Source organism: Emergencia sp. JLR.KK010 (assembly GCF_037018265.1).
GTDB classification, from domain to species: domain Bacteria; phylum Bacillota; class Clostridia; order Peptostreptococcales; family Anaerovoracaceae; genus Senimuribacter; species Senimuribacter intestinalis.
This window is the reverse complement of sequence record NZ_CP143550.1, coordinates 1,024,549-1,049,402: the sequence shown is the minus strand read 5'-3', so window position 1 is coordinate 1,049,402 and position 24,854 is coordinate 1,024,549. Positions and strand designations below refer to the sequence as shown.

17 protein-coding genes and 1 other RNA gene are annotated in these 24,854 nt (G+C 45.9%); 3 read left to right on the top strand and 15 right to left on the bottom strand.

What is annotated here, in order from left to right; genetic code table 11:
- Positions 1-12 precede the first annotated feature (12 nt).
- From V1225_RS04935 to V1225_RS04915, 5 genes are all read right to left on the bottom strand, one after another.
- Positions 13-1,449, bottom strand: a complete 1,437-nt coding sequence (locus V1225_RS04935) for a nicotinate phosphoribosyltransferase (protein ID WP_330588304.1) — start codon at positions 1,447-1,449, stop codon at positions 13-15.
- Between the two features lie 96 nt (positions 1,450-1,545).
- On the bottom strand, positions 1,546-4,380 hold the full coding sequence (gene uvrA, locus V1225_RS04930) for an excinuclease ABC subunit UvrA (RefSeq protein ID WP_161908384.1): 2,835 nt from the start codon (positions 4,378-4,380) through the stop codon (positions 1,546-1,548).
- An 81-nt stretch (positions 4,381-4,461) separates the two neighbouring features.
- Entirely contained in the window at positions 4,462-6,438 is a 1,977-nt protein-coding gene (gene uvrB, locus V1225_RS04925) for an excinuclease ABC subunit UvrB (RefSeq protein ID WP_251613441.1), read from the bottom strand.
- A gap of 327 nt (positions 6,439-6,765) precedes the next feature.
- Complete coding sequence (locus V1225_RS04920; RefSeq protein WP_160202044.1) at positions 6,766-7,638, bottom strand: YitT family protein; 873 nt, start codon at positions 7,636-7,638, stop codon at positions 6,766-6,768.
- Between the two features lie 5 nt (positions 7,639-7,643).
- Positions 7,644-8,123 (bottom strand): YbaK/EbsC family protein, encoded by a 480-nt coding sequence (locus V1225_RS04915; RefSeq protein ID WP_160202043.1) that lies wholly within the window; start codon positions 8,121-8,123, stop codon positions 7,644-7,646.
- Positions 8,124-8,444: 321 nt separating this feature from the next.
- Here V1225_RS04915 and V1225_RS04910 point away from each other — a divergent pair, with 321 nt between their 5' ends.
- Positions 8,445-9,860: a sodium-dependent transporter gene (locus tag V1225_RS04910; RefSeq protein WP_160202042.1), complete on the top strand. Its 1,416-nt coding sequence runs from the start codon at positions 8,445-8,447 to the stop codon at positions 9,858-9,860.
- A gap of 245 nt (positions 9,861-10,105) precedes the next feature.
- Positions 10,106-11,503: a sodium-dependent transporter gene (locus tag V1225_RS04905; RefSeq protein ID WP_160202041.1), complete on the top strand. Its 1,398-nt coding sequence runs from the start codon at positions 10,106-10,108 to the stop codon at positions 11,501-11,503.
- Positions 11,504-11,564: 61 nt separating this feature from the next.
- On the opposite strand, the gene V1225_RS04900 is transcribed toward V1225_RS04905, so the two are convergent.
- From V1225_RS04900 to V1225_RS04890, 3 genes are all read right to left on the bottom strand, one after another.
- Positions 11,565-12,662, bottom strand: a complete 1,098-nt coding sequence (locus V1225_RS04900) for a M20 family metallopeptidase (protein WP_338547694.1) — start codon at positions 12,660-12,662, stop codon at positions 11,565-11,567.
- A gap of 165 nt (positions 12,663-12,827) precedes the next feature.
- Positions 12,828-16,355, bottom strand: a complete 3,528-nt coding sequence (nifJ, locus tag V1225_RS04895) for a pyruvate:ferredoxin (flavodoxin) oxidoreductase (RefSeq protein ID WP_338547693.1) — start codon at positions 16,353-16,355, stop codon at positions 12,828-12,830.
- 165 nt (positions 16,356-16,520) lie between these two features.
- Positions 16,521-16,781, bottom strand: a complete 261-nt coding sequence (locus V1225_RS04890) for a pro-sigmaK processing inhibitor BofA family protein (protein WP_251613429.1) — start codon at positions 16,779-16,781, stop codon at positions 16,521-16,523.
- A gap of 94 nt (positions 16,782-16,875) precedes the next feature.
- Between V1225_RS04890 and V1225_RS04885 the strand changes: the two genes are divergently transcribed.
- Entirely contained in the window at positions 16,876-17,073 is a 198-nt protein-coding gene (locus V1225_RS04885) for a DUF2508 family protein (RefSeq protein ID WP_160202034.1), read from the top strand.
- A 112-nt stretch (positions 17,074-17,185) separates the two neighbouring features.
- On the opposite strand, the gene recR is transcribed toward V1225_RS04885, so the two are convergent.
- From recR to ligA, 7 genes are all read right to left on the bottom strand, one after another.
- Entirely contained in the window at positions 17,186-17,785 is a 600-nt protein-coding gene (gene recR, locus V1225_RS04880) for a recombination mediator RecR (protein ID WP_160202033.1), read from the bottom strand.
- Complete coding sequence (locus V1225_RS04875) at positions 17,785-18,144, bottom strand: YbaB/EbfC family nucleoid-associated protein (protein WP_160202032.1); 360 nt, start codon at positions 18,142-18,144, stop codon at positions 17,785-17,787. Before V1225_RS04875 ends, recR begins: the two co-directional genes overlap by 1 nt.
- A gap of 26 nt (positions 18,145-18,170) precedes the next feature.
- Positions 18,171-19,808 (bottom strand): DNA polymerase III subunit gamma/tau, encoded by a 1,638-nt coding sequence (gene dnaX, locus V1225_RS04870; protein ID WP_251613427.1) that lies wholly within the window; start codon positions 19,806-19,808, stop codon positions 18,171-18,173.
- Between the two features lie 503 nt (positions 19,809-20,311).
- An RNA gene (ffs, locus tag V1225_RS04865) (signal recognition particle sRNA large type) lies at positions 20,312-20,523 on the bottom strand.
- Between the two features lie 88 nt (positions 20,524-20,611).
- Positions 20,612-21,496, bottom strand: coding sequence for an MBL fold metallo-hydrolase (locus V1225_RS04860; protein WP_251613425.1), 885 nt, complete (start codon positions 21,494-21,496; stop codon positions 20,612-20,614).
- Positions 21,497-21,774: 278 nt separating this feature from the next.
- Positions 21,775-22,881, bottom strand: coding sequence for an AIR synthase family protein (locus V1225_RS04855; protein ID WP_338547692.1), 1,107 nt, complete (start codon positions 22,879-22,881; stop codon positions 21,775-21,777).
- A complete protein-coding gene (gene ligA, locus V1225_RS04850; protein ID WP_338547691.1) occupies positions 22,874-24,847 on the bottom strand; it encodes an NAD-dependent DNA ligase LigA in 1,974 nt (657 codons plus the stop codon). Before ligA ends, V1225_RS04855 begins: the two co-directional genes overlap by 8 nt.
- Positions 24,848-24,854: the final 7 nt, after the last annotated feature.

Sequence of the window (24,854 nt, the reverse complement as noted above, 5' to 3'; positions counted from 1 at the left end):
CGATTCTACAGTCTACCGCACAGTATGTTCTTCCAGAAGCTGGTTCTTCATATTCCACAGATTCTGGGATAAATCCACATAATATGTTTGTGGATTTTCAAAACGCAGTGTCTCACTCCAAAGCGTCTCTATTTGCTGTGAGCAATACGTTCTAATCTCTTCGATAGATGGGTTTTCATATACACATTCCCCCTTGTCAAAGAGCTGTACTCTAAGATTTTTTACGTAGAAATTATAAAGTTTTTTCTTTTTCCATACTGCATTTGGATCAAAGATTTCATATCCGTCTACTTCAGGAATTTCTTCACCATCTACAGTTAAAACGTCTGCCAAAGCTTTTCCTGTCTCCTTGTCGAAGAGTCGGAACAGAGACTTAAAGCCAGGATTCGTAATCTTCTCCACATTCTCAGAAATTTTAATCTTAGGAATGATTTTTCCTTCCTGTTCCAAAGCCGCCAGTTTATATACACCGCCAAAGACCGGTTCCGACTTGGCTGTAATCAGTCGTTCACCCACGCCAAAGGAATCAATCTGTGCGCCCTCCATAATGACATCCCTAATGATGTACTCGTCCAGCGAATTAGATACCGTAATAGTACAATCCGTAAGACCGGCTTCGTCCAGCATTTTCCTGGCCTTCTTTGTCAGGTAAGCCACATCGCCGCTGTCGATACGAATGCCCATCTTCTTTGGCTGTGCTTCCTTGAACACCTTGATTGCATTAGGCACGCCGGACTTCAGCACATTATAGGTATCCACCAACAAGGTACAATTTTCTGGATAAATTTCGGCATACTTTTTAAATGCCTCGTATTCGGACGGGAACATCTGGACCCAGCTGTGAGCCATAGTCCCAAGGGCTGTAATGCCAAAATCTCTGTCTGCGATGGCACATGCTGTTCCTGCACAGCCTCCGATATATGCCGCACGAGCGCCGTAGACCGCTGCTGCAGTGCCATGGGCTCTTCTCGTCCCAAACTCCATGACAGGTCTTCCCTGTGCCGCTCTGACGATACGATTTGCCTTGGTTGCAATCAAACTCTGGTGATTAATGATTAAAAGCACCATTGTTTCAATGAACTGCGCCTGAATTACAGGCCCTCTCACCGTCAAAATCGGTTCATGGGGAAAAATTGGTGTTCCCTCCGGTACCGCCCAGACATCACAGGAAAATTTAAAGTCTTTCAGATAATCCAGAAAATCTTCACAAAAAATTCCTTTCTCTCTTAAATAGACAATGTCTTCTTCTGTAAAATGCAAATCTCTCAAATAGTCAATGAGTTGTTCCACTCCCGCCATCACTGCATAGCCGCCGCCATCGGGCACTTTTCTAAAGAACATATCAAAATAAGCGATATCTTCTTCTACATTACCTGACTGAAAATATCCATTTGCCATAGTGATTTCATAGAAATCCGTCAGCATCGTCAGGTTTTCATTTTTCATCATTGGGATAATCTCCTTTAGTATACAATCCAAATCATATCTATGCCTTTCTCTGCCCGCCACAGGCACGTATCGAAAGGTACAATTTAGTATTATACACTATTTCAGAATTTTCTTCAAGAACTCTCCAGTATAAGATTTTTTGCACGCTGCAATCTCCTCCGGAGTTCCTGTAGCAACTATGGTGCCTCCACGGTTTCCACCATCCGGTCCTAAGTCGATTACATGGTCCGCCCTCTTGATGACATCCAAATTATGCTCAATGACAACCACAGTATTGCCTGCGTCCACCAGCTTATCAAGCACTGCAATCAGTTTATCTACATCAGCAAAATGAAGCCCTGTAGTTGGCTCGTCTAAAATATACAGTGTTTTTCCCGTACTCCTCTTGGAAAGTTCCGACGCCAGCTTGATTCTCTGCGCTTCACCGCCGGAAAGCTGGGTTGATGGCTGTCCCAGTTTGACATAATCGAGTCCCACCTCGTTGAGAGTATCCAGCTGTCGTTTGATAGTAGGAAGGTTTTTGAAAAAGTCCAAAGCCTCGGATACGCTCATATCCAGCACGTCAAAAATGCTCTTGCCTTTATATTTCACTTCCAATGTTTCTCTGTTATATCTCTTCCCTTTGCACACTTCGCAAGGTACATAAACATCAGGCAGGAAGTGCATTTCTATCTTGATAATACCGTCACCGCTGCACGCCTCACATCTGCCGCCTTTTACATTGAAGCTGAATCTGCCTTTTTCAAAACCGCGGATTTTGGATTCCGGAAGGCTTGCAAAGAGGTCTCTGATGTGGGTGAACATGCCGGTATATGTCGCCGGATTGGAACGAGGAGTTCTTCCGATTGGAGACTGGTCAATGTTGATGACCTTGTCGATGTGTTCAAGTCCGGTCATATTCTTAAACTTGCCAGCTTCGTCCTTTGTTCTGTTAATCAGCTTTGCCGCGCCTTTATACAGAATCTGGTTGACAAGGCTGCTCTTGCCTGAACCGGAAACCCCAGTGACGCAGACGAATTTCCCAAGGGGTATGTCCACGTTTACTTTCTTTAAGTTGTTTTCTTCAGCACCTTTGATGGTGATACACTTACCGTTTCCTTCCCTTCTTGACTTCGGTACAGCGATGGATTTTTTGCCGGATAGATACTGCCCCGTAATGGAGTCAGGACACGCCATGATATCCTCGACTGTTCCCTGCGCCACCAGTTCACCGCCGTAAACGCCTGCCGCAGGTCCGATATCGATGATGTGATCCGCGGCGTACATAGTATCCTCATCGTGTTCCACGACCAGCAGGGTATTTCCTAAATCAGTCAGCTCCCGCAATGTTGCCAGCAGCTTTTCATTATCTTTTTGATGCAGCCCGATACTAGGCTCATCCAGAATATAAAGCACACCCATAAGGCTGGAACCAATCTGCGTCGCAAGACGGATTCGTTGGGATTCACCGCCGGAAAGGGTCCCCGCTGCCCGTGAAAGGGTCAAGTAATCCAGTCCTACGTTAATCAGGAAATTCAGTCTTTCTTTGATTTCCTTGATAATCTGTCTGCCGATGATTGCTTCCTTTTCGGTCAGCTGCAGCTGATCAATAAATTCGTAAGCTTCACGAATAGAAAGGTCGGAAAGCTCTGCCAGATTCTTTCCTCCTACAGTAACTGCAAGAACCTCCGGTTTCAGCCTCTTTCCTTTACAGTCGGGACAATCCCGCACTGTCATATATTTTGCCATACGCTCTTTCATGAAATCAGAATTAGTTTCACGATAACGCCGCTCTAAGTTGTTGATTACCCCTTCAAAAGGATGATCTCTTTCGGATTTGCTTCCGCTGCTTCTGCTGACATAAGTGTATTTCAGGTGGCGCGTACCTGTGCCATAGAGCAGTTCTTTCTTGAACTTCTCAGGTAGTTCCTCATAAGGGGTATTCAAATCCACACCGTGGTCTCTTGCCAAAGCATCAATCATCTGTCTGTAAAACCCAGAAAATTCCATGGACGCAAAAATATTGCCGAGGGCTCCTTTGATAATGCTCTTGTCCGTCTGGATAATCAACTCCGGATCAATTTTCTGGGTAAATCCCAGCCCGTTGCAGGACGGACACGCCCCGAAGGGACTGTTAAAAGAGAACATTCTCGGTTCCAGTTCCTCAATGCTGACACCGTGTTCCGGACACGCCAGCTTGGTAGAGAAGGTCTTCTCTACAGAATAATCCTTGTCCACAAACTGCACCACAACCAGACCGTCACCCTGATGCATTGCCAATTCAACTGCTTCCGAAATACGGCTTTCCTGTCCGTCTTTGATGATGATACGGTCGACGACAATTTCTATGGTATGCTTGAACTTTTTGTCCAGCTTGATTTCTTCTTCATTAATTAGCCTGATTTCCCCATCGATTCTGACTCTGGTAAATCCCTCTTTGCGAATTCGCTCCAGAATCTTCTCATGCTCGCCCTTACGCTGCCTGACAACCGGCGCCATAATCATCAGTTTGGTGCCTTCCGGGAATTCCATAATCGTATCCACCATCTGATCCACAGACTGACTGGTGATAGGCTGTCCGCAGACCGGGCAGTGCGGCTGTCCGATTCTCGCATAAAGCAGTCTCAGGTAATCGTGGATTTCTGTCACCGTTCCCACTGTGGAGCGGGGATTCTTGCTGGTGGTCTTCTGGTCGATGGAAATCGCAGGTGAAAGCCCTTCAATCAGCTCTACATCCGGTTTATCCATCTGTCCCAGAAACTGTCTCGCATAGGAAGAAAGACTCTCCACATATCGTCTCTGTCCCTCTGCATAAATCGTATCAAATGCCAGCGAAGATTTTCCTGAACCGGAAAGACCGGTCAAAACCACCATCTTATCTCTCGGGATTTTTACATCGATGTGTTTCAGATTATTCTCGTTGGCACCTTTTACAATAATTTCATTTGCCATATATCTAACTCCGTTTCTGTAAAATTATCTCTATGTTACGTCTAGTCTATACCGACGGTTGCGCCGCAAATCACGCCAACCTTATGACAGCCGGCTCTTATATTCAAATATCTGGTCACGCAGCTGCGCCGCACGTTCAAACTGCAAGTTCTGCGCAGCATCCTTCATTTCTTTTTCTAATTCCTTTACGTAATCCTTCAGTTCCTTCTGGGTCATTTCTATCGGCTTCTTGCCCTTATATCTGCCCTCATCCTCTGCTGGTTTGGTTGCCTCAATGACCGCGCGGACTGATTTCTGTACACTCTTCGGCGTAATTCCGTGTTCCTCGTTATACCTCGCCTGAATGCCTCTTCTTCGCTGCGTCTCGTCGATTGCCGCCTTCATAGCTTTGCTGATATAATCTGCATACATAACAACCTTGCCATCTACGTTACGAGCGGCACGGCCGATGGTCTGAATCAGTGAAGTCTCCGTTCTGAGGAAACCTTCCTTGTCGGCATCCAAAATTGCCACCAGCGATACCTCCGGAATATCCAGTCCCTCTCTCAGCAGATTGATGCCAACCAGCACGTCAAACTCTCCGAGGCGTAAATCCCTGATAATCTCAAGGCGTTCCAAAGTATCCACCTCCGAATGAAGGTATCTGACTCTGATTCCAGCATTGGTCAAATAGGTTGTCAGGCTCTCTGCCATCTTCTTGGTCAAAGTGGTGACAAAGGCACGTTCTCCTTTGGCAGCGGTCTGTTTCAGTTCGCCAATCAGGTCGTCAATCTGTCCTTCGGTCTTTCGCACTTCAATCGGCGGGTCCAAAAGACCTGTCGGTCTGATAATCTGCTCTGCTGTAATGCCGCCAGCCTTTTCTCTCTCATACGATGCTGGCGTGGCGCTGACATACACTGCCTGATTGACAAGTCCCTGCCATTCTTCAAACTGCAGCGGTCTGTTATCCAGCGCTGACGGCAGTCTGAATCCGTACTCTACTAACGATGATTTCCGCGATCGATCCCCTGCATACATGGCACGAAGCTGCGGCAGCATGACATGAGACTCGTCTATCATCAGCAGAAAATCATCGGGAAAATAGTCTATCAAAGTATACGGTCTGGTGCCCGGCGCAAGGCCATTGATATGACGGGAATAGTTTTCGATTCCCTTGCAGGTGCCGATTTCTCTGAGCATTTCCATATCGTATCTGGTTCTCTGCTCAATTCTCTGCGCTTCCAGCAGTTTACCCCGATCCTTAAACCAGCGCACTCTCTGATCCAGCTCATCCTCTATGGTGACCAGCGCCCGCTCCATATTCTCCTTGGAGGTAACATAGTGGGATGCCGGGTAAATTGCGATGTGGTTCCTAAGTCCCAGAATTTCTCCTGTCAGCGGATTCATCTCTTTAATACTCTCCACCTCGTCACCGAAGAGTTCTATGCGAACTGCCTTATCGGACCCTGCCGGAAAGATATCGATGATATCTCCCCGCACGCGGAAGGTGCCTCTCTCAAATTCCAAATCGTTTCGGACATACTGGATGTCTATCAGTTTGCGCAAAATTTCATTGCGGGGCTTCTCCATCCCCGGCCGCAATGAAATCATCTGATTTTCATAATCAAAAGGGCTTCCCAGTCCATAAATGCAGGAAACAGATGCCACGATGATGACATCGCGCCGCTCGGCCAAAGCTGCTGTTGCCGAGTGGCGCAGCTTTTCTATTTCGTCGTTGATATCGGAATCCTTCTCAATATAGGTATCGGTAGACGGCACATACGCCTCCGGCTGATAGTAATCGTAGTAGGACACAAAATACTCTACCGCGTTCTCTGGAAAAAACTCCTTAAACTCACCGTGAAGCTGAGCTGCCAGCGTCTTGTTATGAGAAATAACAAGGGTCGGCTTCTGTACCTTTTCTATGATGTTCGCCATGGTAAAGGTCTTTCCGGAACCGGTGACGCCCATGAGTGTCTGGTGCTTCTTTCCGTCCAGAATCCCGCTGACCAGCTTATCTATTGCCTGTGGCTGGTCACCCATAGCATTATATTCTGATACTAATTTGAATTGACTCATGAAAGTTCCTCCCCTATGAATCAGTCTTTGTCTTGAATATCTTTGGAACTACTGTAAAAAACAGCAATTCAATCTGTTTACCCAAAAGAGTTCCTTCTTAATCTTAATCTAATAAAAAATTCTTTGCAAGAATGAGTTTATTATACCATAAACTCATCGCCTTTGCAAACAAATGTTCGTTTTTCTTTCAATTTGCTCTAAAGGAAGCCATCTCAAAGTGGAACGTAAAAATCCGCACCATAAGACCTTATTGGTTCATAAATGGTGCGGATACCGTTTAAGGAAAATGGTGCAGTCATGCATCCCTTTTTTGTATTTAAATATATGTTAGTCGTTAGGTCTGTTATAGAACCAGCCGCCAATTTGTTCCGTCTTAATCACGTTAACAAACGCGCCCGGATCAGCATCCATAATCGCTGCAAGAACTTTGTTTACCTCTTCACTGGAAACCACAGAATACAGCATATTCCGTTCTGTTCCCTGATAACACCCAATTCCCTTAAAATGGGTTGCGTCATGGTTGGTAATCGCCTTGATCCTACCGTAAATTACATTGGGCTGCTCCGTGATAATCAGCAGCGTATGCTTCTGATATCTTTTGTACAGCATCTGTATAACCTGCGTAGAGCAAAACTGAAAAATAATTGAGTACAATGCTTTATCAAAACCGAAAAGAATGCCTGCCGCAACAAGAATACACACATTGCCCATAAAGATATAGTTCCACGCGTCAATGCCTTTCTTCTGAGAGAAGTAAATGGATATGAAATCGGTACCACCTGCACTGGCCCCCACGTAAAGCGCCAGACTGATTGCTACACCGTTTAGAATGCCTCCGAAAATGCAGATCAGAAGTACATCATAAGTAATTGTCACAGCTGACAGAATATCCGTCATGAAACTGCTCAATACAATCACATAAACGGAATAAAATGTAAATCGTTTTCCCAGATACTTAATACCTATATAAATAGGAACCAAATTCAGCGGAATATACAGTACCGTATACGGAATGGACAGTCCCAGAAATGTATCCGCAATCTGCTGAAGCAGAATCGTAATTCCCGCAAAGCCTCCAGGAAACAATCCCCCGGTTCGAACAAAGCTTCTCAGATTAAAAGCGTAAAGGAGTGCCCCTGCCGTACAGAAAAGAATTCTTCGTAATTCTTTTTTTGTTCTCTGTTTTTTTGTCAGTTCCATGCAGTTTACTCCTCCTCTGGCAGTTTGCTTACATCAATCCACGCTTCTGACTTGGAAAACCCGAAAATCTCATCGCAAGTCAGTTCGATGGCACTGTTTGCACTGCCGCAGGCAGGAAACACCGTCTCAAATCGTTTCATAGACACATCACAAAAAATCCGCACTTTGGGATTTTCGACAGCAAAAGCACAAACGCCGCCAACGGCATGTCCTGTATAGAATTCCACTTCTTCAGCAGACAGCATTTTTGCCTTAAATCCAAAATAGTCCTTAAACTTCCGGTTATCTACCTTCGAATCTCCCGCCATCTGAATCAGAATACAGCCGTCTTCACTTTTGAAAGACAGCGTTTTACAAATTCTTGCGCCCGAAACACCTACCGCATGAGCCGCCAATTCCACAGTTGCACTAGAAACGTCAAACTCCTGAATTCTATCTTCTAGTCCATATTGCCCAAAATATTCTCTCACTTTCTCTATTGCCACAAGTATACCTCCTATAAAAAGCTTTCTAATTAGTATACGTGAAATCTATCTAAATCTCAATAGTTACCAATCAGAAAATTTCTGTTTCCCATATCAAACCTTCTTGTCCTAAAGTCATATTACATGTAATATATGCCAGATTGTGCATTTTTGTGTCACCGAACCAAAAAACCTTTCTTTTTTGGTGGTGTTTTTTCAATTATCAGATTTTTCTTTGTTCAGATGTGTATACATGTTGACTTTTTACCCATCTTTCACATATAATGAAGCTGTATAAGTTATTTTTATGCATTTATTTTATCCTAATTAGGAGGTAGTTCAATGGACAACAAGAACAACAAAGGCTTTAACAGTAACTTTGGATTCCTGATGGCTTCCATCGGATCGGCTGTAGGTCTGGGTAACCTTTGGTCCTTCCCGTTTAAGATGGGTAACATGGGTGGATTTGTATTCCTGCTCTGTTATCTGTTCTTCCTGGTAGTCGTAGGTTATCCGCTGCTGATGGGTGAATTTGCCATCGGTCGTAAAACAGGCAAAGCTGCAATTGAGGGCTTTGAAAACACAAACAAGAGTTTCAAGATTTTTGGTATCATTGAAACAATCGTACCTTATTTCCTGGTTGCATTCTACTGCACATTCGGCGGATACATCACCAAATATCTGGTTGCATCCATCGGCTGGTTAGTGGGTGCCGGCGATCTTGGTACCGCTAATGCCGGTGAATACTTCAGCGGTTTCATTTCCAGCGGTATGCCGGCAATTCTCTACATGGTAGCTTTCTGGGCACTGACTGTACTTATCGTTTATCTGGGTACATCCGGTATTGAGAAATTCTGTAAGGTAGCCATTCCTGCCCTGATTGTATGCATGATTATCATCATTATCAGAGCAGTTACTCTGCCAGGCGCAGGCGAAGGTCTCGCTTTCATCTTCAAGCCTGATATGAGCGCATTTAAAGGCACTGGCTGGATTGGTGTTCTGGGCGCTGCAGGAAATCAGTGCTTCTTCTCACTGTCACTGGCATCCGGTTGTCTGATTGCATATGGTGCTAAACTGAACAAGAGTGAAAACCTAGAAAAGAACGCAGCAATCGTAGCTGTTGCAGATACTCTGGTTGCGGTTATGGCTGGCGTCTGCATCTTCCCTGCAGTATTCGCATACGGTCTGGAACCGGGTGCAGGTCCTGGGCTTCTGTTCTCCACTATGGTAACTGTATTCCAGAACATGGGCGCAATCGGTCCTATCTTCAGCGTAATCTTCTTCCTGCTGGTATTCTTCGCAGCACTGTCTTCCTCCATCGGTATGATGGAAGGCGGTATCCAGGCTATGGTAGACGCACAGGAAAGAAAAGGCAAGATGGGCGGAAGAGCAAAATGCGTTGCCCTGACTGCAGTAATTGCTCTTGCTGGTAACTTAATCGTAACCGGTGATGGTCTTGGTTCTTCCGGTTGGTGGAATCCGCTGGCTGCACTCCTTGGGCCTGAAGCTGATAAGGTATGGCTGGACTTCTTCGATTTGTTTGCAGAAGGTCTGCTGATGCCAATCGGTGCTACCGGTATGGCAGTCATGCTTGGCTGGACCAGACTGAGATTCCTCGACGAGGAAGTTTCAGAAGGTTCCGACTTCAAAACAAAAGGTTTCGTACATTTCTGTCTAAAATGGCTGGATCCAATCATCTGCGGTATTTTGATTATCGTATCTCTAGACGGATTCTTCGACTTCACAGATTTATTCTAATAAGACCACATACATATGCACGATTTGCATAAACGACGCAGAAACCGGGATTCTTCTCAATCCCGGTTTCTGCTTTCTTTCGTCTATTTTCATACATTAAAAGGAATCCAATTTTATTCAGTTTTTTATGTCATATAACAAATTTCCAAAAGGCTTTATGTTATGATTGACAACTTCACTACAGCCAGATATAATGGTAGGACAAACTATATATTTGCAATTATCAATTAGGAGGACTTTATCTCATGACACAACAACAAGGTAAAGGTCAATGGGCGAGCAATTTCGGCTTTCTAATGGCCGCAATCGGCTCCGCTGTTGGTCTTGGCAACTTATGGGGATTCCCGTACAAGATGGGAATCAGTGGAGGATTTGCTTTCCTCATCCTGTATCTAATCTTAGTCGTACTGGTAGGCTACGTAATCTGCCTTGGTGAGCTTTCTCTGGGAAGAAACTCCGGCAAAGGTGTTGTCGGCGCTTACGAAGCATTAAGTAAAAAATATGCGTTTATCGGATGGTTCGGATGGATTTCTCCGCTGCTGATTCTGGGCTTTTACTGCATGCTGGGCGGCTACTGTCTGAAATACGCGATTGCCAATATCGGAGATCTCTTTGGTGCAGGCTTTGGCGTTGGATCCACAGATAGCGGTGAATTTTTCGGTACATTTTCCACCGATATGGTGCAAAGTTCTGTTTACACCATTATCTTCGTCGCGCTGACTATCTTTATCGTTCGCGGCGGCGTTTCCAGCGGTATTGAGAAGTTTACCAAAGTGGCTATGCCGGCGCTATTCGTATGTCTGCTCATTGTTATCGCAAGAAGCGTTACCATGCCGGGCGCAGCTGCAGGTCTGGAATTTATGTTTAAACCAAACTGGGACGTATTCCAGGGCGCAGGCTTTATCAATGTTCTTGCCGCAGCAGGCGGTCAGATGTTCTTCTCCCTGTCGCTGGGCATGGGCATCACTGTTACTTACGGTTCTTATATGACAAAGGACGCCAGTCTGGAACGCAGCGCACTGATTATTCCACTTGCAGATACGATCATCGCCATCATGGCAGGACTTGCCATCATGCCAGCAGTATTCGCTTCCGGTCTTGATCCTAAAGGCGGTCCTGGTCTGCTCTTTGTAACACTGCAGACTGTATTCTCTGCAATGGGAGGAATTGGTCCAATCTTCGGATTCATCTTCTACGGTCTGGTATTCATCGCAGCTATCACCTCTTCCATCGCTCTGCTGGAAGCTGTCAGCTCCACCGTCATGGACAAGCGCGCAGAAAAAGGCAAACCGATTGACAGAAAACTGGTTGTAACTATTATGGGTATTATCGTAGGTCTGGAAGGCGTTTTCGTAGCGCTGGATGGACTTGGCGGCAATGGATTCCCGCAGATTTTTGGTCAGAGCACCTGGCTTGATTCCTTCGACTTAGTATCCGAGGGTATTCTCATGCCGCTGGGCGCATGCTACATGGCAATCATCCTGCCGACAGAACTGGTAGACAAAGAAGTGACCCTGAACGGCAACAAGTTCAGAACCCAGAAATTCTTCGATTTCTGCATCAAATTCGCAGCGCCGCTGCTGATGGTTCTGGTTCTTCTGGGACAAATCGATACCTTCTTTAAAATGGGTATTTTCTCATAATATAGACCACAAAGATGCCGCATGGTTGAAAACCGACGCGGCATTTTTTTAATTAAGATATTTATAGTTGTACAATCAGTCGATACATCAGTTCCAGTCTTTTTTCGATGGTGTCCAGTTCCAAATACTCTCCGCTGCTGTGCATATCGTTACCCACAGGTCCGCATCCACAAAGAGTCGGCACACCCAAACTTGCGATGTGATTAGCATCTGATACACCGCCGGTATCTATCCAGCAAATACTCTGCCCCAAACCGGACGCTGCCTGGTTCATCTTCTGCATTAGCTCTTCTGTCACGTTTGATGGATTCATCGGCATAATTACATTTTTAAAGACTGGTTCCGCTTTCACGCCGTTTACATCTGGATTCTGTTTTAAATAAGACACCTTCTCCCGAATCTTTTCAAGCGCATGGGAATCCTTAAAACGAATATCAAATACAACTTCCGCCCTTTCCGCTACTACATTAGACGCTGTTCCGCCAGCTGCCACACCAGCCGTAATAGAAGTGCCTGCAGAAAAATCCTGCAGCGCCGTCAGTTCTGTAATCCAGCGTGCCATTTCCACAAGGGCATTGGCCCCTTTTTCCGGCGCAACCCCGGCATGGGCAGCAATCCCCTGAAAGGACACTTCCAAATCTGCGCCGCCTTTCCTGCTTCTGACAAATCCGTTATTTTGTCTTCCCGGCTCAAAGACAAAGGCGTACCGGGTATGCCTTGCCAGTTTCTGCAGCCAGGATTTGGAGCGTCCAGAACCGATTTCCTCATCACTGTTAAAAGCAAGGCAAATTCTAAGTTCTGGTCTTACCGCTCTCAGCTGTTTCGCAAGATGAATTGCCAGAACCAGTCCAGCCTTCATATCTGCTGCGCCCGGTCCGTATGCCAGATTACCTTCTTCCCTGTACGGTCTTTCTGCTGCAGTTCCTTTCGGAAATACTGTGTCCATGTGACCGACAAACATCACATCAAAATCCTTCTCCGCATGTGTCCTTGCCTCAATGCGTGTATCCTCATCGAAGGTTTCCACCAGATAGCCTTCATCTCTCAATCGGTTCGCGAGCATTCTGCCTATCACGGCAATATCCTGCAAATCTTCACTGCTGCTGTCTAAATTTACGATTTCCGCAAGTTCTTTACGGAATTGTTCTATATTCCACATGCTCTTGCTCCTTTCTTTTTTCTAAAATTATTATATACTCTTTTGGGAAGGTGAACAACATGAAACTCAACCAGCTATATTATTCCGGATGTACATTACAAAAGCAGACTGATTGCCCACTTCTGCCTGCAATCAATCCGCTTTTTATAAAGAAGGTGTTTTGGATTATTCTTCGGAAAGTTTCTTATAATTTTCGTATTTTTCACGAGCGTCTTGTTCTGTCATTTCAAAGAGCTTATCCGCTTTCTGCGGAAATTCCTTCGCCAGGGAAGAATATCTGTTCTGACCCATGATAAAGTCTTTGAACGGTTTGCTAGGCGCCTTGGAATCCAGAATAAACGGATTTCTGCCCTTTTTCTTTAACTCAGGATTGTATCTGTAGAGATGCCAGTAGCCAGATTCTACAGCGTCCTTGATGTTCTCCTGAGATTTGCCCATGCCTTTCTTGATGCCGTGGTTGATACAAGGCGCATAAGCGATAATCAGAGATGGTCCATCGTAAGCTTCAGCTTCAGCGATTGCTTTCATGAACTGGGCTTTGTCAGCGCCCATGCCTACCTGCGCTACGTATACATAGCCGTAGGACATTGCCATCATGCCGAGGTCTTTCTTCTTGATTCTTTTACCAGAGGCTGCAAATTTTGCAATTGCTGCTGCCGGTGTCGCCTTGGATGCCTGACCGCCAGTGTTGGAGTAAACCTCTGTATCGAATACCAGTACGTTGATATTTTCGCCGGAAGCCAGTACGTGATCCAGACCGCCGTAGCCGATATCGTAAGCCCAGCCGTCACCGCCGATAGCCCAGATAGATTTCTTTACGAGGTAATCCTTGTATCTTAAAATTCTGTCACAAAGCTGTTTCAGCACTTCGTCGGTAGTCTTCATATTCTCTATTGCATCCAGAACCTTCTGGCTGGCTGCAATAGATTCTTCGCCGTGGTCCTTGTATTCTAACCAGTCTTTGAAAGCGTCTTTCATTTCGTCATCGATATCCAGCTCGAGAAGCGCTTTCATGTTGCTTTCAATCTTGTCGCGGATCTGTTTGGTTGCCAGAACCATACCGTATCCAAATTCTGCATTATCTTCAAACAGGGAGTTTGCCCACGCAGGTCCGTGTCCCTTTTCATCCGTGCAGTATGGTATGGACGGCGCAGATGCGCCCCAGATGGAGGAACAGCCTGTCGCATTGGCAATCATCATTCTGTCGCCGAAGAGCTGTGTGATAACCTTCAGATAAGGCGTTTCACCGCAGCCTGCACATGCGCCGGAAAACTCGAAGTAAGGCTGGAAGAACTGACTGCCTTTTACGCTGGTCTTTTCAACTGGCAGGTCTTTTTTCTTGATGGTCATAGCATAATCCCAGTTGTCTGCTTCGTGAACCACATCGGCATAAGCTTCCATCTTAAGTGCCTTTTCCTTTGCTGGACAGATGTCTGCGCAGTTGCCGCAGCCCATACAGTCAAGAGCAGAAAGCTGCATCCTGTAGTGCAGTCCGTCAAGCTGTGCGCCCTGCGCTTTGATGGTCTCAAAACCTTTTGGCGCTGCTGCCAGTTCCTCATCATTGAGCAGCACAGGTCTGATTGCAGAGTGCGGGCAGACAAAGGAGCACTGATTGCACTGGATACATTTTGTCATATCCCACTTCGGCAGATGTACAGCTACGCCGCGTTTTTCGTATCTGCTGGTGCCCAGAGGGAAAGAGCCATCCGGGTGATTGATAAAGGTGCTGACCGGAAGATCTTCGCCTTCCTGTTTATTCATCGGAATCAGCACTTCTTCTACGAATACCGGCAGATCCAGAACCTTTTCTTTCGGATCTTCTGCATCCAGCCAGCTTGCCGGAATCTCGACCTTCTGAATTGCGTTGATACCTTCATCAACAGCCTTCCAGTTCATCTCGATGACCTGTTGACCTTTTTTCTTGTATGTCTTTTCGATACCTTCTTTCAGATATTTGATCGCATCATCTACAGGAATTACTTCCGTCAGTTTGAAGAAAGCTGCCTGCATGATCATGTTGATTCTGCTGCCAAGACCGATGGCTTCACTAATTTTCCATGCGTCGATGGTATAGAAGTTGATTTCTTTCTTTGCCAGTGCGCGCTTTACGCTTGCAGGCAAATGTTCGTCCATTTCCTCCGGTGCCCACAAACTGTTGAGCAGGAAGGTGCCGCCCTTCTGCAGATCCTTCAGCATGTCGTACTGTCTCAGATATGCCTGGTTATGACAGGCAACGAAATCCGCTCTGTTAATGCCGTAAGCCGACTTAATCGGATTTTTACCAAAACGCAGATGAGAAATGGTTACGCCGCCAGATTTTTTGGAGTCATACGCAAAATATCCCTGTGCATATAAGTCAGTCTTATCACCGATAATCTTAATGGCTGTCTTGTTAGCGCCGACTGTACCGTCAGAGCCCAGACCCCAGAACTTGCATTTGATGGTGCCTTCCGGTTCTCTGGAAATGCCCACGGTATATCCCAGGGAATGCCCGGTTACATCATCTTCGATTCCTACGGTAAAGTGGTCTTTCGGATGCTTGTGATACAGATTATCAAAGACCGCACGAATCATACCCGGCGTTACATCCTTGGAGCCCAGACCGTATCTGCCTCCGTAAACTTCCGGCGCATACTTTTCACCGTAAAGCATAGTCTTAATATCCTGATACAAAGGTTCACCGATGGCACCTGGTTCCTTGGTTCTGTCCAGCACTGCAATTCTCTCAACAGTCTTTGGCAGAACATCCATAAAGTATTTCTTTACGAAAGGACGGTAAAGTCTAACCTTAATCAGACCAACCTTGTGGCCGTCCGCAAGGAGTTTTTCCATGGATTCTTCGATGGTTTCGCAGACAGATCCCATCGCCACGATTACGTTCTCTGCGTCAGGCGCACCGACATAGTCAAAAGGCTTGTACTTGCGACCGGTTACCTCGCCAATCTTATCCATGTATTCTACTACGATTTCCGGCAGCTCATCATAGAACTTGTTGGAAGCTTCTCTTGCCTGAAAGAAGATATCCGGATTCTGTGCAGTACCGCGAATCATCGGATGTTCCGGGTTGAGCGCTCTCTTTCTAAACTTATCGACTGCATCTAAATCGATTAACTTTCGCAGTTCATCGTACTCGATGGTTTCGATTTTCTGAATCTCGTGAGAAGTTCTGAAACCGTCAAAGAAGTGTACAAAAGGCAGACTGCCTTTGATTGCCGCAAGGTGCGCTACAGCACCCAGGTCCATAACCTCCTGCACAGAACTTGAAGCCAGCATTGCAAAGCCTGTCTGTCTTGCTGCCATAACATCGGAATGATCGCCGAAGATACAAAGGGCATGACTGGAAACAGTTCTTGCTGCTACATGAAATACTGCCGGCAGCATTTCGCCTGCAATCTTGTACATATTTGGAATCATTAAAAGCAGCCCTTGTGACGAAGTATATGTAGTCGTCAAAGCGCCTGATGAAAGAGAGCCGTGCACTGTTCCTGCAGCGCCCGCCTCAGACTGCATTTCCGCAACTCTGACAGTTTGTCCAAAAATATTTTTCTTGCCATATGCTGCCCATTCATCTACCACCTCTGACATTGTCGATGAAGGTGTAATCGGGTAAATAGCCGCCACATCGGTAAAAGCGTAGGAAACCTGCGCTGCTGCGGTGTTGCCGTCCATAGTTTTCATTCTTTTTTTAGTCATAAGATTTTCCTCCCATTCTCTCTTCTCATTTCTAAAAAATAGTTTTAAACTCTAATTTTTTGTAATAAAAATCGTAATGTATCTACTTTAATACAGAAAAGTAACTTTGTCAAGATTGTACAACTAAAAATACAATATACATATAAATATGCACAAAATATACATTTAATTGCATAACAAAAGCAACGTGACAACGCCAGGAACCCCTAAAACGCCCACTGTTAAAGAATTAACAACGTTAATTGGGATGAGAATTCCAAAATTCATTCCAATGTAATTTATTACAATAATTAAAACAGCACCTATCAGACTGTTCGCCAGCAGCCGCAAAATTACTTTCACTGGAACAAGCAGTGCTTTTCCCAATAAAAAGATTAAAATCAACGTACCGCCAAAAGTCAAAAATACGCTCAGTTCTGTGCCCATAGTAAATCCTCCGCCTAAAATAATGTACTCGTTGTATAAAATATGCGCAGGTGGAATAAAATAGAATAAAATAACTACAAAGGATGTGATTCCATTGAAAAACAAAGAGAACCAAATTTTGTCCTGTATCAAAATCGCCCGCTCCGAAATGGAAGCAGCGACAAACCTTTTCAATGAATTGACCGATACTGCCGCTATCGACTGTGCTGCTTACAGTCTTCTTGCGGCAACAAAGAAATATAACTATTTTATGCAGATTGCAAAGGAAGAAGGGCTGCGGGTGCAGGGATGACAGTCGGCTCGGCAATTTTGCGCAGTGCAGAAGTCTCACCGCACCAGTCTGCCCCTTTTGCCCCTTTACCTTCATAATCCAAAAAAGAGACAGATTCCAAAAATCTGTCCCTTTATAATGTTCTGCGCCCTTCCATAGCTTTCAAAAGTGTTACTTCGTCAGCATATTCTAAATCGCCGCCTACAGGTATACCGTTAGCAATTCTGCTGACTTTGATTCCGGAGGGTTTAATCAGCCTTGCAATATACATAGCCGTCGCTTCCCCTTCGATATTAGGATTTGTTGCCAAAATCAGTTCTTTGACCTGACTGTTCTGCAGCCTTACAATCAGCTGCTTCAAGTTGATATCCTCAGGTCCTATGCCATCCATAGGAGAAATTGCTCCATGAAGCACGTGATAAAGCCCGTCGAATTCTTTGATACGCTCCATCGCCATTACGTCTTTCGGACTTTCCACTACGCAAATCACATCCTGTCTGCGGTTTTGGTCAGTACAAATGCTGCACGGGTCCTGATCGGTCAGATTTCCGCAGACAGAACAATATTTCATCGTCTGTTTTGCCTCCAGAATAGAGTGCGCCAGCCCCTGCGCCTCTCCATCTGTCAACGACAGAATATGGAATGCAAGGCGCTGTGCTGTTTTTCCGCCGATTCCTGGCAATTTGGACAGTTCATTGACCAGTTTTCCTAATGGTCTTGGATACTGTCTCATTACATCAATCCCGGAATGTTGAGCCCGCCGGTCAGCTTGCTCATTTCAGTATTAGAAATCTCGTCAATCTGGCGCATTGCCTCGTTGACAGCGGCAATCACTAAATCCTGCAGCATTTCCACGTCATCAGGATCTACAATATCTTTATCCAGATTCAGACTGACAATTTCTTTCTTTCCGTTTACAGTTACGCTCACTGCACCACCGCCAGAAGTTGTGGTAATTTCCTTTTCTTCAAGTTCTGCCTGCATCTGCTCCATCTGGCGCTGCATCTGCTGCATCTGCGCAAGCTGCTTCTGCATATTGCCTGCTCCTCCGCCAACTTTCGGTTTCTTTCCTGCTCTCATTCCTTTTCCCATGTCTTTATCCTCCTATGGTTTACTCTTTATTTAATCGTGATGTCCACACCCAAATCCAGTTTGCTGCGAACTTCTGATGCCAGCTGTTCCGCTTCCTGTCTATGAGGTGATACTTCTTCATTCTGCTCCTCTGTCTTGCAGACCAGTTTCAGGTTCTTTCCCGTAATCTTCTCCATCAGCTGACAAATCTGCTGCTGATTACTCTCTACATACTGTTTGGTGAAAGCGTTTTGTGCGATAACCTTAAACTGACTGTCATTTATCTCTGCCAGTACTGCACCGGTACGAATCAGGTTAAAGCTACCCTTAATATCCTCGCCCTCTTCAAAAATGCGCTCCCAGATTTCATCCAAATCGTAATTGGGTATTTGCACGGTCTGCGGCTGTTGCTGCAGTGCATTGCCTGCACCGTTTTCTTCTAAAACTACTGGCGCTGAGGCTACTACCTGTTCCGCCTGAGGCTGCTGCAGCGGTGCTGTTGCTGCTCCCACTGGGGCTGGCTGTGCCATCTGTGGCTGCCCTTGCGGTCTTACGCTTGCCTGCTGCACCTGACGAACACTTTTGCCTATAGGCGCTGCCTCCGTCAGACCTGAAGCAATTGTTACGATGGCAAGCTCCAGCAGTATCCTCGGCTGGCTGGAATATCTTGCGTCATTGATAGTTCGTGACAAAGTAACAATTCCGCTGTTAATTTCATCCAGAGAGATTTGACTGCTCTGATCCCGCAGCTTTTCTATATTTTCTGTAGACATGTTCAACATGTCTTCTGCATTCTTAATGTATTTTGTAATCAACAGGCTTCGGTAGTGACTCATCCAGTCTTTCATCAGCTGTTTGACATCCTTACCTTCCTGCAGCGCTTCATCCAGAATCACCAGCGCCCCTGCAACGTCATGAAGGGAAACTTTGTCTGTCAGATTGATAAAGAATTCTTCGGAAACCGTTCCCAGAAATTCCAGAATAATGTCTCTGTCAAGTTTACGATCACCTGCTGACAGGCACTGGTCTAAGATGCTGAGTCCATCACGGACAGAGCCATCTGCATTGGCTGCCAGAAGTCGCAACGCCCGCTCTGTAATTTCGATTCCCTTCTCTGCGCAAATTCTACCCATATGGTCGATGAGCACCTTTTCCGGTACTCTTTTAAAATCCAGACGCATACATCTTGACAGAATCGTCTGAGGCAGTTTCTGCGGGTCAGTGGTTGCAAGAATAAAGATTACATTTTCCGGCGGTTCCTCCAAAGTCTTCAACAGTGCATTAAAAGCGCCTGTTGACAGCATATGAACTTCGTCTATAATGTAGACTTTTTTCCGTCCCACTGCCGGCGGATATTTTACACTTTCCCTGAGTTCCCTGATATTATCTACCCCATTGTTGGACGCCGCATCAATCTCAATGACATCCATAAAAGTTCCATCTTTGATCGCCATGCAGTTTGCACAGTGACCGCAGGGTTTTTCTTCCTCTGTAAGACAATTAACTGCCTTAGCTAAAATCCGCGCAGTCGTGGTCTTACCCGTCCCTCTGGTCCCGCAAAATAAATATGCGTGACTGACCGTTCCGGTCTGAATCTGATTCTTTAAGATCCTGACAATGTGGTCCTGCCCGATCACCTCGGAAAAGACCTCCGGTCTCTGCGCCCTATATAAAGCTGTGTACATGAAGTTCCTCTCCTTGTTTTTAACGGTGCTTAATGTGGTAGGAGGCGTGCCTGCTGCTTCCTGACTCGGCTCGGCTCGTTGTGCCCCGCGCAGCGTGCCTGCTCTCCGGCTCGTTGTGCATATTTTTTAAAAAAATCCCTAAAATATGTACAAGTTATCGCTCCCTTATGCATATTTCTCAAAAAACACCTGAAAATATGCACATTCCCCTTCCAAAATCAAGGAATTACACCGAAATACGCTACAAAATTCAACCTTTATCCGAGCAAATATGCATAAATTTTTCTATTTTGCCGAAAATATGCACACCGGCGTGCATATTTTCGATACTTTTTTATTATATATGCACATCACACTGCTCTGGCTGTTTCCGAATAAGAAAAGTGCACATGACAGAATTATAAATTCCTATGCACACATGGCGTCTGCCTCGCGGCGACGCTTCACAAAGTGCTTTTCTCGAAACATATGGAAATATCGACCAGTGGATATTTCCTATGTTATAAAAAAATTGCCCTTTTATAGCTCCGCAGGCGTTGGAGAAGGCTTATCTGCGGCACATAAGAACTTCCGCTTATTGCTGCTTCCTTCCGGACCTGACAAGGTTCACGGCATCCCATTGCGCAGGACCCAAACCATACCAGGCGAAGCTATAAAAGGGCAATGATTCAGTTTTCTCTACAAAGTTTGTACGTTTTAGTCGCACATATTATTATATGGGTTTTGGACGGGATTGTCAAATAGTATTTAGGGGTTTAAGAAGTTTCACCAGTTCCAGGTGCTACTTGCACAAAGGCAGCATGTTAAAAAACAGACTTCCATTTTATATAATTGCCTTCTATTACAATCTCCATCTTCTCTGCCTCATGGAGATAGGTCAGCATGGCCTTCACTGTAGTTCCGTTGAGTACATACTGCCCCAAATCAAAACAAAGGTTATATTTCTCAAAGAGGGCCGCCATGATATCATCGAAAATCAACGCCTTGTTGGAGCAAAGATTCAGAATGTCGTCCATGATTTCCATAGCGTTATCAATATTTACCTGGGCAAGAGGTACGATATCCTCACAGGCTGCGCCGTGGGCTGGCACAAAGACTTTGGCAGAGATCCCTTTGACCATTTCCAATGTCTCCAGATATCTTCCCATATCAAATATATAAGAAATTCGGTATTTATCCAAAGTTTCCTGGCCTACAAGACAATCTGCCAGAAAGACTACATCATCGCAGGTTCTAAGTCCAAACTGCGCATCGGAATGACCAGGAAGTTCTATCATAGATAAACCTTCTGGAAGCAGTTCCTCTGTCAGTTCTGTAACCACACTTTCCTTTGCCATCAAAAATTTGTTCTGCAGTTCGTGCGGCGGACAGGAGCCGAAGAGAAACGCCGGCTCCAGCAGCGGCCGCGCCACGAAGGCGCGGTCGCTGCCACGGCTGCACACGGTGCAGCCGGTCCGCTGCTGTAGCAGTTGGTTTCCACCAATGTGATCTGCATGAAAATGGGTATTGATTACCATCTTCAGCTTCCAACCCTGCCCCTCGATGATGCGCAGGGCTTTTTTGGCAGCATCCTTATCATTGCCGCTGTCAATGAGACAAACCTCTTCTTGATTAATCCTGAAGAGTCCCATCTTTGCAGGGCACTCTATGTAATAAGTCCGTTCACCTATCTGTATCAACTCGTACATCTTGATCCCCTTTCCTCGCTTATCAGCAGAGAAAACTTAACCTATAATTTGATTTTCAAGAAAAAATGTATAAAAATCTCTCAAGTTTGCGCAAAGTCCCTGCATTCAACTCTTAAAATCCTCTAAATCAACCCTGCATTTAAACAATTTTTACAAAATCCACACTGCTGCACAATCTTTCTTATACACTTTTCCCTATTTTTTTCATTTTCGGTTAAGATTTGCCGATTTCCTTATACATTTTCTCGCGATTTTATCGTTATAGGTTAAAAGCTTTGCTATTTTACCACCTTATACAACTCATCCGGCTCTGGCGGCGTGATTTCAGACCGCTCACCGTCTGCTCCAATCAGCACAAGCCCTGCCTCCTTGGCGCAAATCCGCCCAATACAGCAAACCGGCACACCTACCGCTGTAATCGCCTCCAGCAGCGCCTCCTTCTTCTCCGACGCTGCAATGATCATCATGCAGCCGCTGGAAATCAGCCGCAACGGATTGATTCCAAAGTGGTCCGCGATTTTTCTTGTAACCGGCTGCACCGGAATGGATTCTTCCCAAAGCTCCACACCGAGATCTGCGATATGGCACATCTCCCAGACTGCTCCCAGAATGCCGCCCTCAGTTACATCATGCATACCGCCGGTTCCAATCTTTCCGGCAGCAGTGCCCTCTTTCACGACGCTTACATCGTCTAATAGCGATTTTGCATGTATTAGCTCGGATTTTGTCAGCACATCTGTCAGTTCTGCTTCAAAATCGCCTGCAATAATGCCAGTGCCCTCAAGCCCCGCCCATTTTGTCAGAAGCACATAATCGCCCGGGCGCATATCGCCCGCTGACTGGCAGCTGCCTGAAACTGCCCGACCAAAAGCAGTAGAGACGATAACCGGCTGATTCACCGCCGGCGTCACTTCGGTATGACCGCCGATGATCTCAACACCAGAAGCTTCTGCCGCTTCTCCCGCCTGCTCCATGATCGTTGCCACATCTTCAATGGTTGTTCCTACAGGCAGCATGACTGCCAGGGTAATGCCAAGGGGTTCTATACCGTTGCTGGCAATATCGTTGCAGGAAATATGAATCGCCAGCCGGCCAATTTCAGAAACAGCTGCTGTAATTGGATCAGTGGAAATTACACAATCATATGATCCGAAGTCGATAACGGCACAATCTTCTCCCACACCTGCACGAGTTTTCACTTCAGGTCTGCGGTAGGTAATCCTGTCCAGTACAATTTCCTGCAGTACATCGCTGTCCAACTTGCCGACTTTCAGTGGAGCAAGGGCCTGCGTTCCGCCAGATGCTAACTCTGCTTCCAGCGGCGATGCCTCTGCACACCTCGTCATTTTTTTAGCCGACCTCGCCAATTCGTCTTCCTTACACATCTTCTATCACCCCTGTTTCAATCCAAGTCTTGATTGTTTCTTCATCTATAATAGGAATACCAAGTTCCTTTGCTTTCTTGTTTTTTCCGGAAGTGGACTGCAGATCATTATTAATCAGATATGCGGTCTTTGCGCTGACAGAGCCTGCTACCTTGCCGCCAGCCCGCTGAATTTCTGCTTTCAGTGCATCCCGATTCTCATAGTGCTGCAAAGAACCTGTAATAACAAATGTCTTTCCTTCCAGAAAGTCTGCCGTTTCTTCTTCCGTCTCATCGAGACGCACCATGGCACGCACATCTTCCGCTTCCTTTCGCTTCGCCTCATCGTCAAAATACGATACATAGGCGTCTGCCATAATTTCGCCAATTCCATCGATTTCAATCAGTTCTTCACGGGTCAGTGCTGCAGCTTTGTCCCACTTGCGGCCGCAGGCTTTGATAATTACCTTGGCATTGGCAACACCGATGCCTGGAATACCCAAACTGTAAAGGAGCCGTTCCGGCGTCGTATCTCTCGCTTTTTCTATGGATGATGCCAAATTCTCAAAGGATTTTTCTCCAAAACCCTCCATTGCTGTGATTTGTTCCCGATACTGTTCCAGCGCAAACAGGTCCGCTAACTCACGAATCAGCCCTTTTGCAATCAGTTTTTCGATGGTCGCCTCGGACAAACCGTCTATATTCATCGCGTCTCGAGAAACAAACAATGTAAACCGTTTGATCTGCTTTGCGAGACATGCCTCGTTGGTGCAGTACAAGGTTTCTACGCCATTGTCGTTTTTCACTGTAGTTTTCTCTCCGCAGACCGGACAACTCTCCGGCACTTCTATCGCATTACTCCCCGTCAGATTCTCTGCAATCTGCGGAATAATCATGTTTGCCTTGTACACCGTAATGGTATCGCCAAGTCCCAGTTTCAGATCCCGCATCACGCTGATATTGTGCACCGATGCCCGGCTCACTGTGGTTCCTTCCAGTTCTACCGGTTCAAAGATTGCCACCGGATTAATCAGACCAGTTCTCGATGCGCTCCATTCAATCTCCTTTAAAGTCGTCTCCGCAACCTGATCCTGCCACTTAAATGCAATGGAATCCCTTGGAAACTTTGCAGTAGTCCCCAGACTGCGGCTATAATCGATGTCATCCAGACTCAGAACCAGCCCGTCCGACGGCAGATCGTTATCTGCCACTGCTGCTTCAAAATATCCAACGGCATCTACCACATTTTCTGCGTCTACCATCCTGTATTCCACAACATCAAAGCCCTGGTCACAAAGCCACATCATCTGCTTTTGCCGGCTGCCCGCAAAATCTACGCCTGCAGCTTCCACCAGACTAAAAGCGAAGAAATTGACGTTTCGCTCAGCGGTAATGCGGTTATTCAGCTGACGTACAGAGCCGCTGCACAAGTTTCTCGGATTTTTATATTTAGCATCGGCATTCCCGATAGAAGCATTGATCTTCTCAAAATCGCTGTACTTGATTACTGCTTCTCCACGCAGAACCAGTCTGCCTTTATGCGGAATTTCCACAGGCACATTGGCAAAGACGCGGGCGTTGTTTGTAATCACTTCGCCAACATCTCCGTTTCCACGAGTCAGCGCCTTAACCAGCTTTCCTTCCTCGTAAGTCAGTACAATGGTAAGTCCATCCAGTTTCCAAGATAAAAGCCCCTTCTGTCCTGCAAGCCATTCTGCCAGCGCCTGTCTGTCCTTTGTCTTATCCAGCGACAACATTCTCTCCGGATGCCGCTCCTTCGGCAGATCCGAAAGCACCTCATATCCCACATTCTGCGTAGGACTGCCTGCCAGAATCATGCCGGTTTCCGCCTCTAAAGCTGCCAACTCATCGTAAAGCTTATCGTACTCAAAGTTGGACATCATCTCCTCAGCATCCTGATAGTACGCCTTGCTGGCTCTATTCAAAATCTCTATTTTCTCTTTCATTAAAGACTTTTTGTCTTCCATGGTCATT

What these genes read in the sequence shown, in the direction of transcription:
- V1225_RS04935 (WP_330588304.1), bottom strand. Translation starts at nt 1,449, where the DNA reads ATGATGAAAAATGAAAACCTGACGATGCTGACGGATTTCTATGAAATC.
- uvrA (WP_161908384.1), bottom strand. Translation starts at nt 4,380, where the DNA reads ATGGCAAATGAAATTATTGTAAAAGGTGCCAACGAGAATAATCTGAAA.
- uvrB (WP_251613441.1), bottom strand. Translation starts at nt 6,438, where the DNA reads ATGAGTCAATTCAAATTAGTATCAGAATATAATGCTATGGGTGACCAG.
- V1225_RS04920 (WP_160202044.1), bottom strand. Translation starts at nt 7,638, where the DNA reads ATGGAACTGACAAAAAAACAGAGAACAAAAAAAGAATTACGAAGAATT.
- V1225_RS04910 (WP_160202042.1), top strand. Translation starts at nt 8,445, where the DNA reads ATGGACAACAAGAACAACAAAGGCTTTAACAGTAACTTTGGATTCCTG.
- V1225_RS04905 (WP_160202041.1), top strand. Translation starts at nt 10,106, where the DNA reads ATGACACAACAACAAGGTAAAGGTCAATGGGCGAGCAATTTCGGCTTT.
- V1225_RS04900 (WP_338547694.1), bottom strand. Translation starts at nt 12,662, where the DNA reads ATGTGGAATATAGAACAATTCCGTAAAGAACTTGCGGAAATCGTAAAT.
- nifJ (WP_338547693.1), bottom strand. Translation starts at nt 16,355, where the DNA reads ATGACTAAAAAAAGAATGAAAACTATGGACGGCAACACCGCAGCAGCG.
- V1225_RS04890 (WP_251613429.1), bottom strand. Translation starts at nt 16,781, where the DNA reads ATGGGCACAGAACTGAGCGTATTTTTGACTTTTGGCGGTACGTTGATT.
- recR (WP_160202033.1), bottom strand. Translation starts at nt 17,785, where the DNA reads ATGAGACAGTATCCAAGACCATTAGGAAAACTGGTCAATGAACTGTCC.
- V1225_RS04875 (WP_160202032.1), bottom strand. Translation starts at nt 18,144, where the DNA reads ATGGGAAAAGGAATGAGAGCAGGAAAGAAACCGAAAGTTGGCGGAGGA.
- dnaX (WP_251613427.1), bottom strand. Translation starts at nt 19,808, where the DNA reads ATGTACACAGCTTTATATAGGGCGCAGAGACCGGAGGTCTTTTCCGAG.
- V1225_RS04860 (WP_251613425.1), bottom strand. Translation starts at nt 21,496, where the DNA reads ATGTACGAGTTGATACAGATAGGTGAACGGACTTATTACATAGAGTGC.
- V1225_RS04855 (WP_338547692.1), bottom strand. Translation starts at nt 22,881, where the DNA reads ATGTGTAAGGAAGACGAATTGGCGAGGTCGGCTAAAAAAATGACGAGG.
- ligA (WP_338547691.1), bottom strand. Translation starts at nt 24,847, where the DNA reads ATGGAAGACAAAAAGTCTTTAATGAAAGAGAAAATAGAGATTTTGAAT.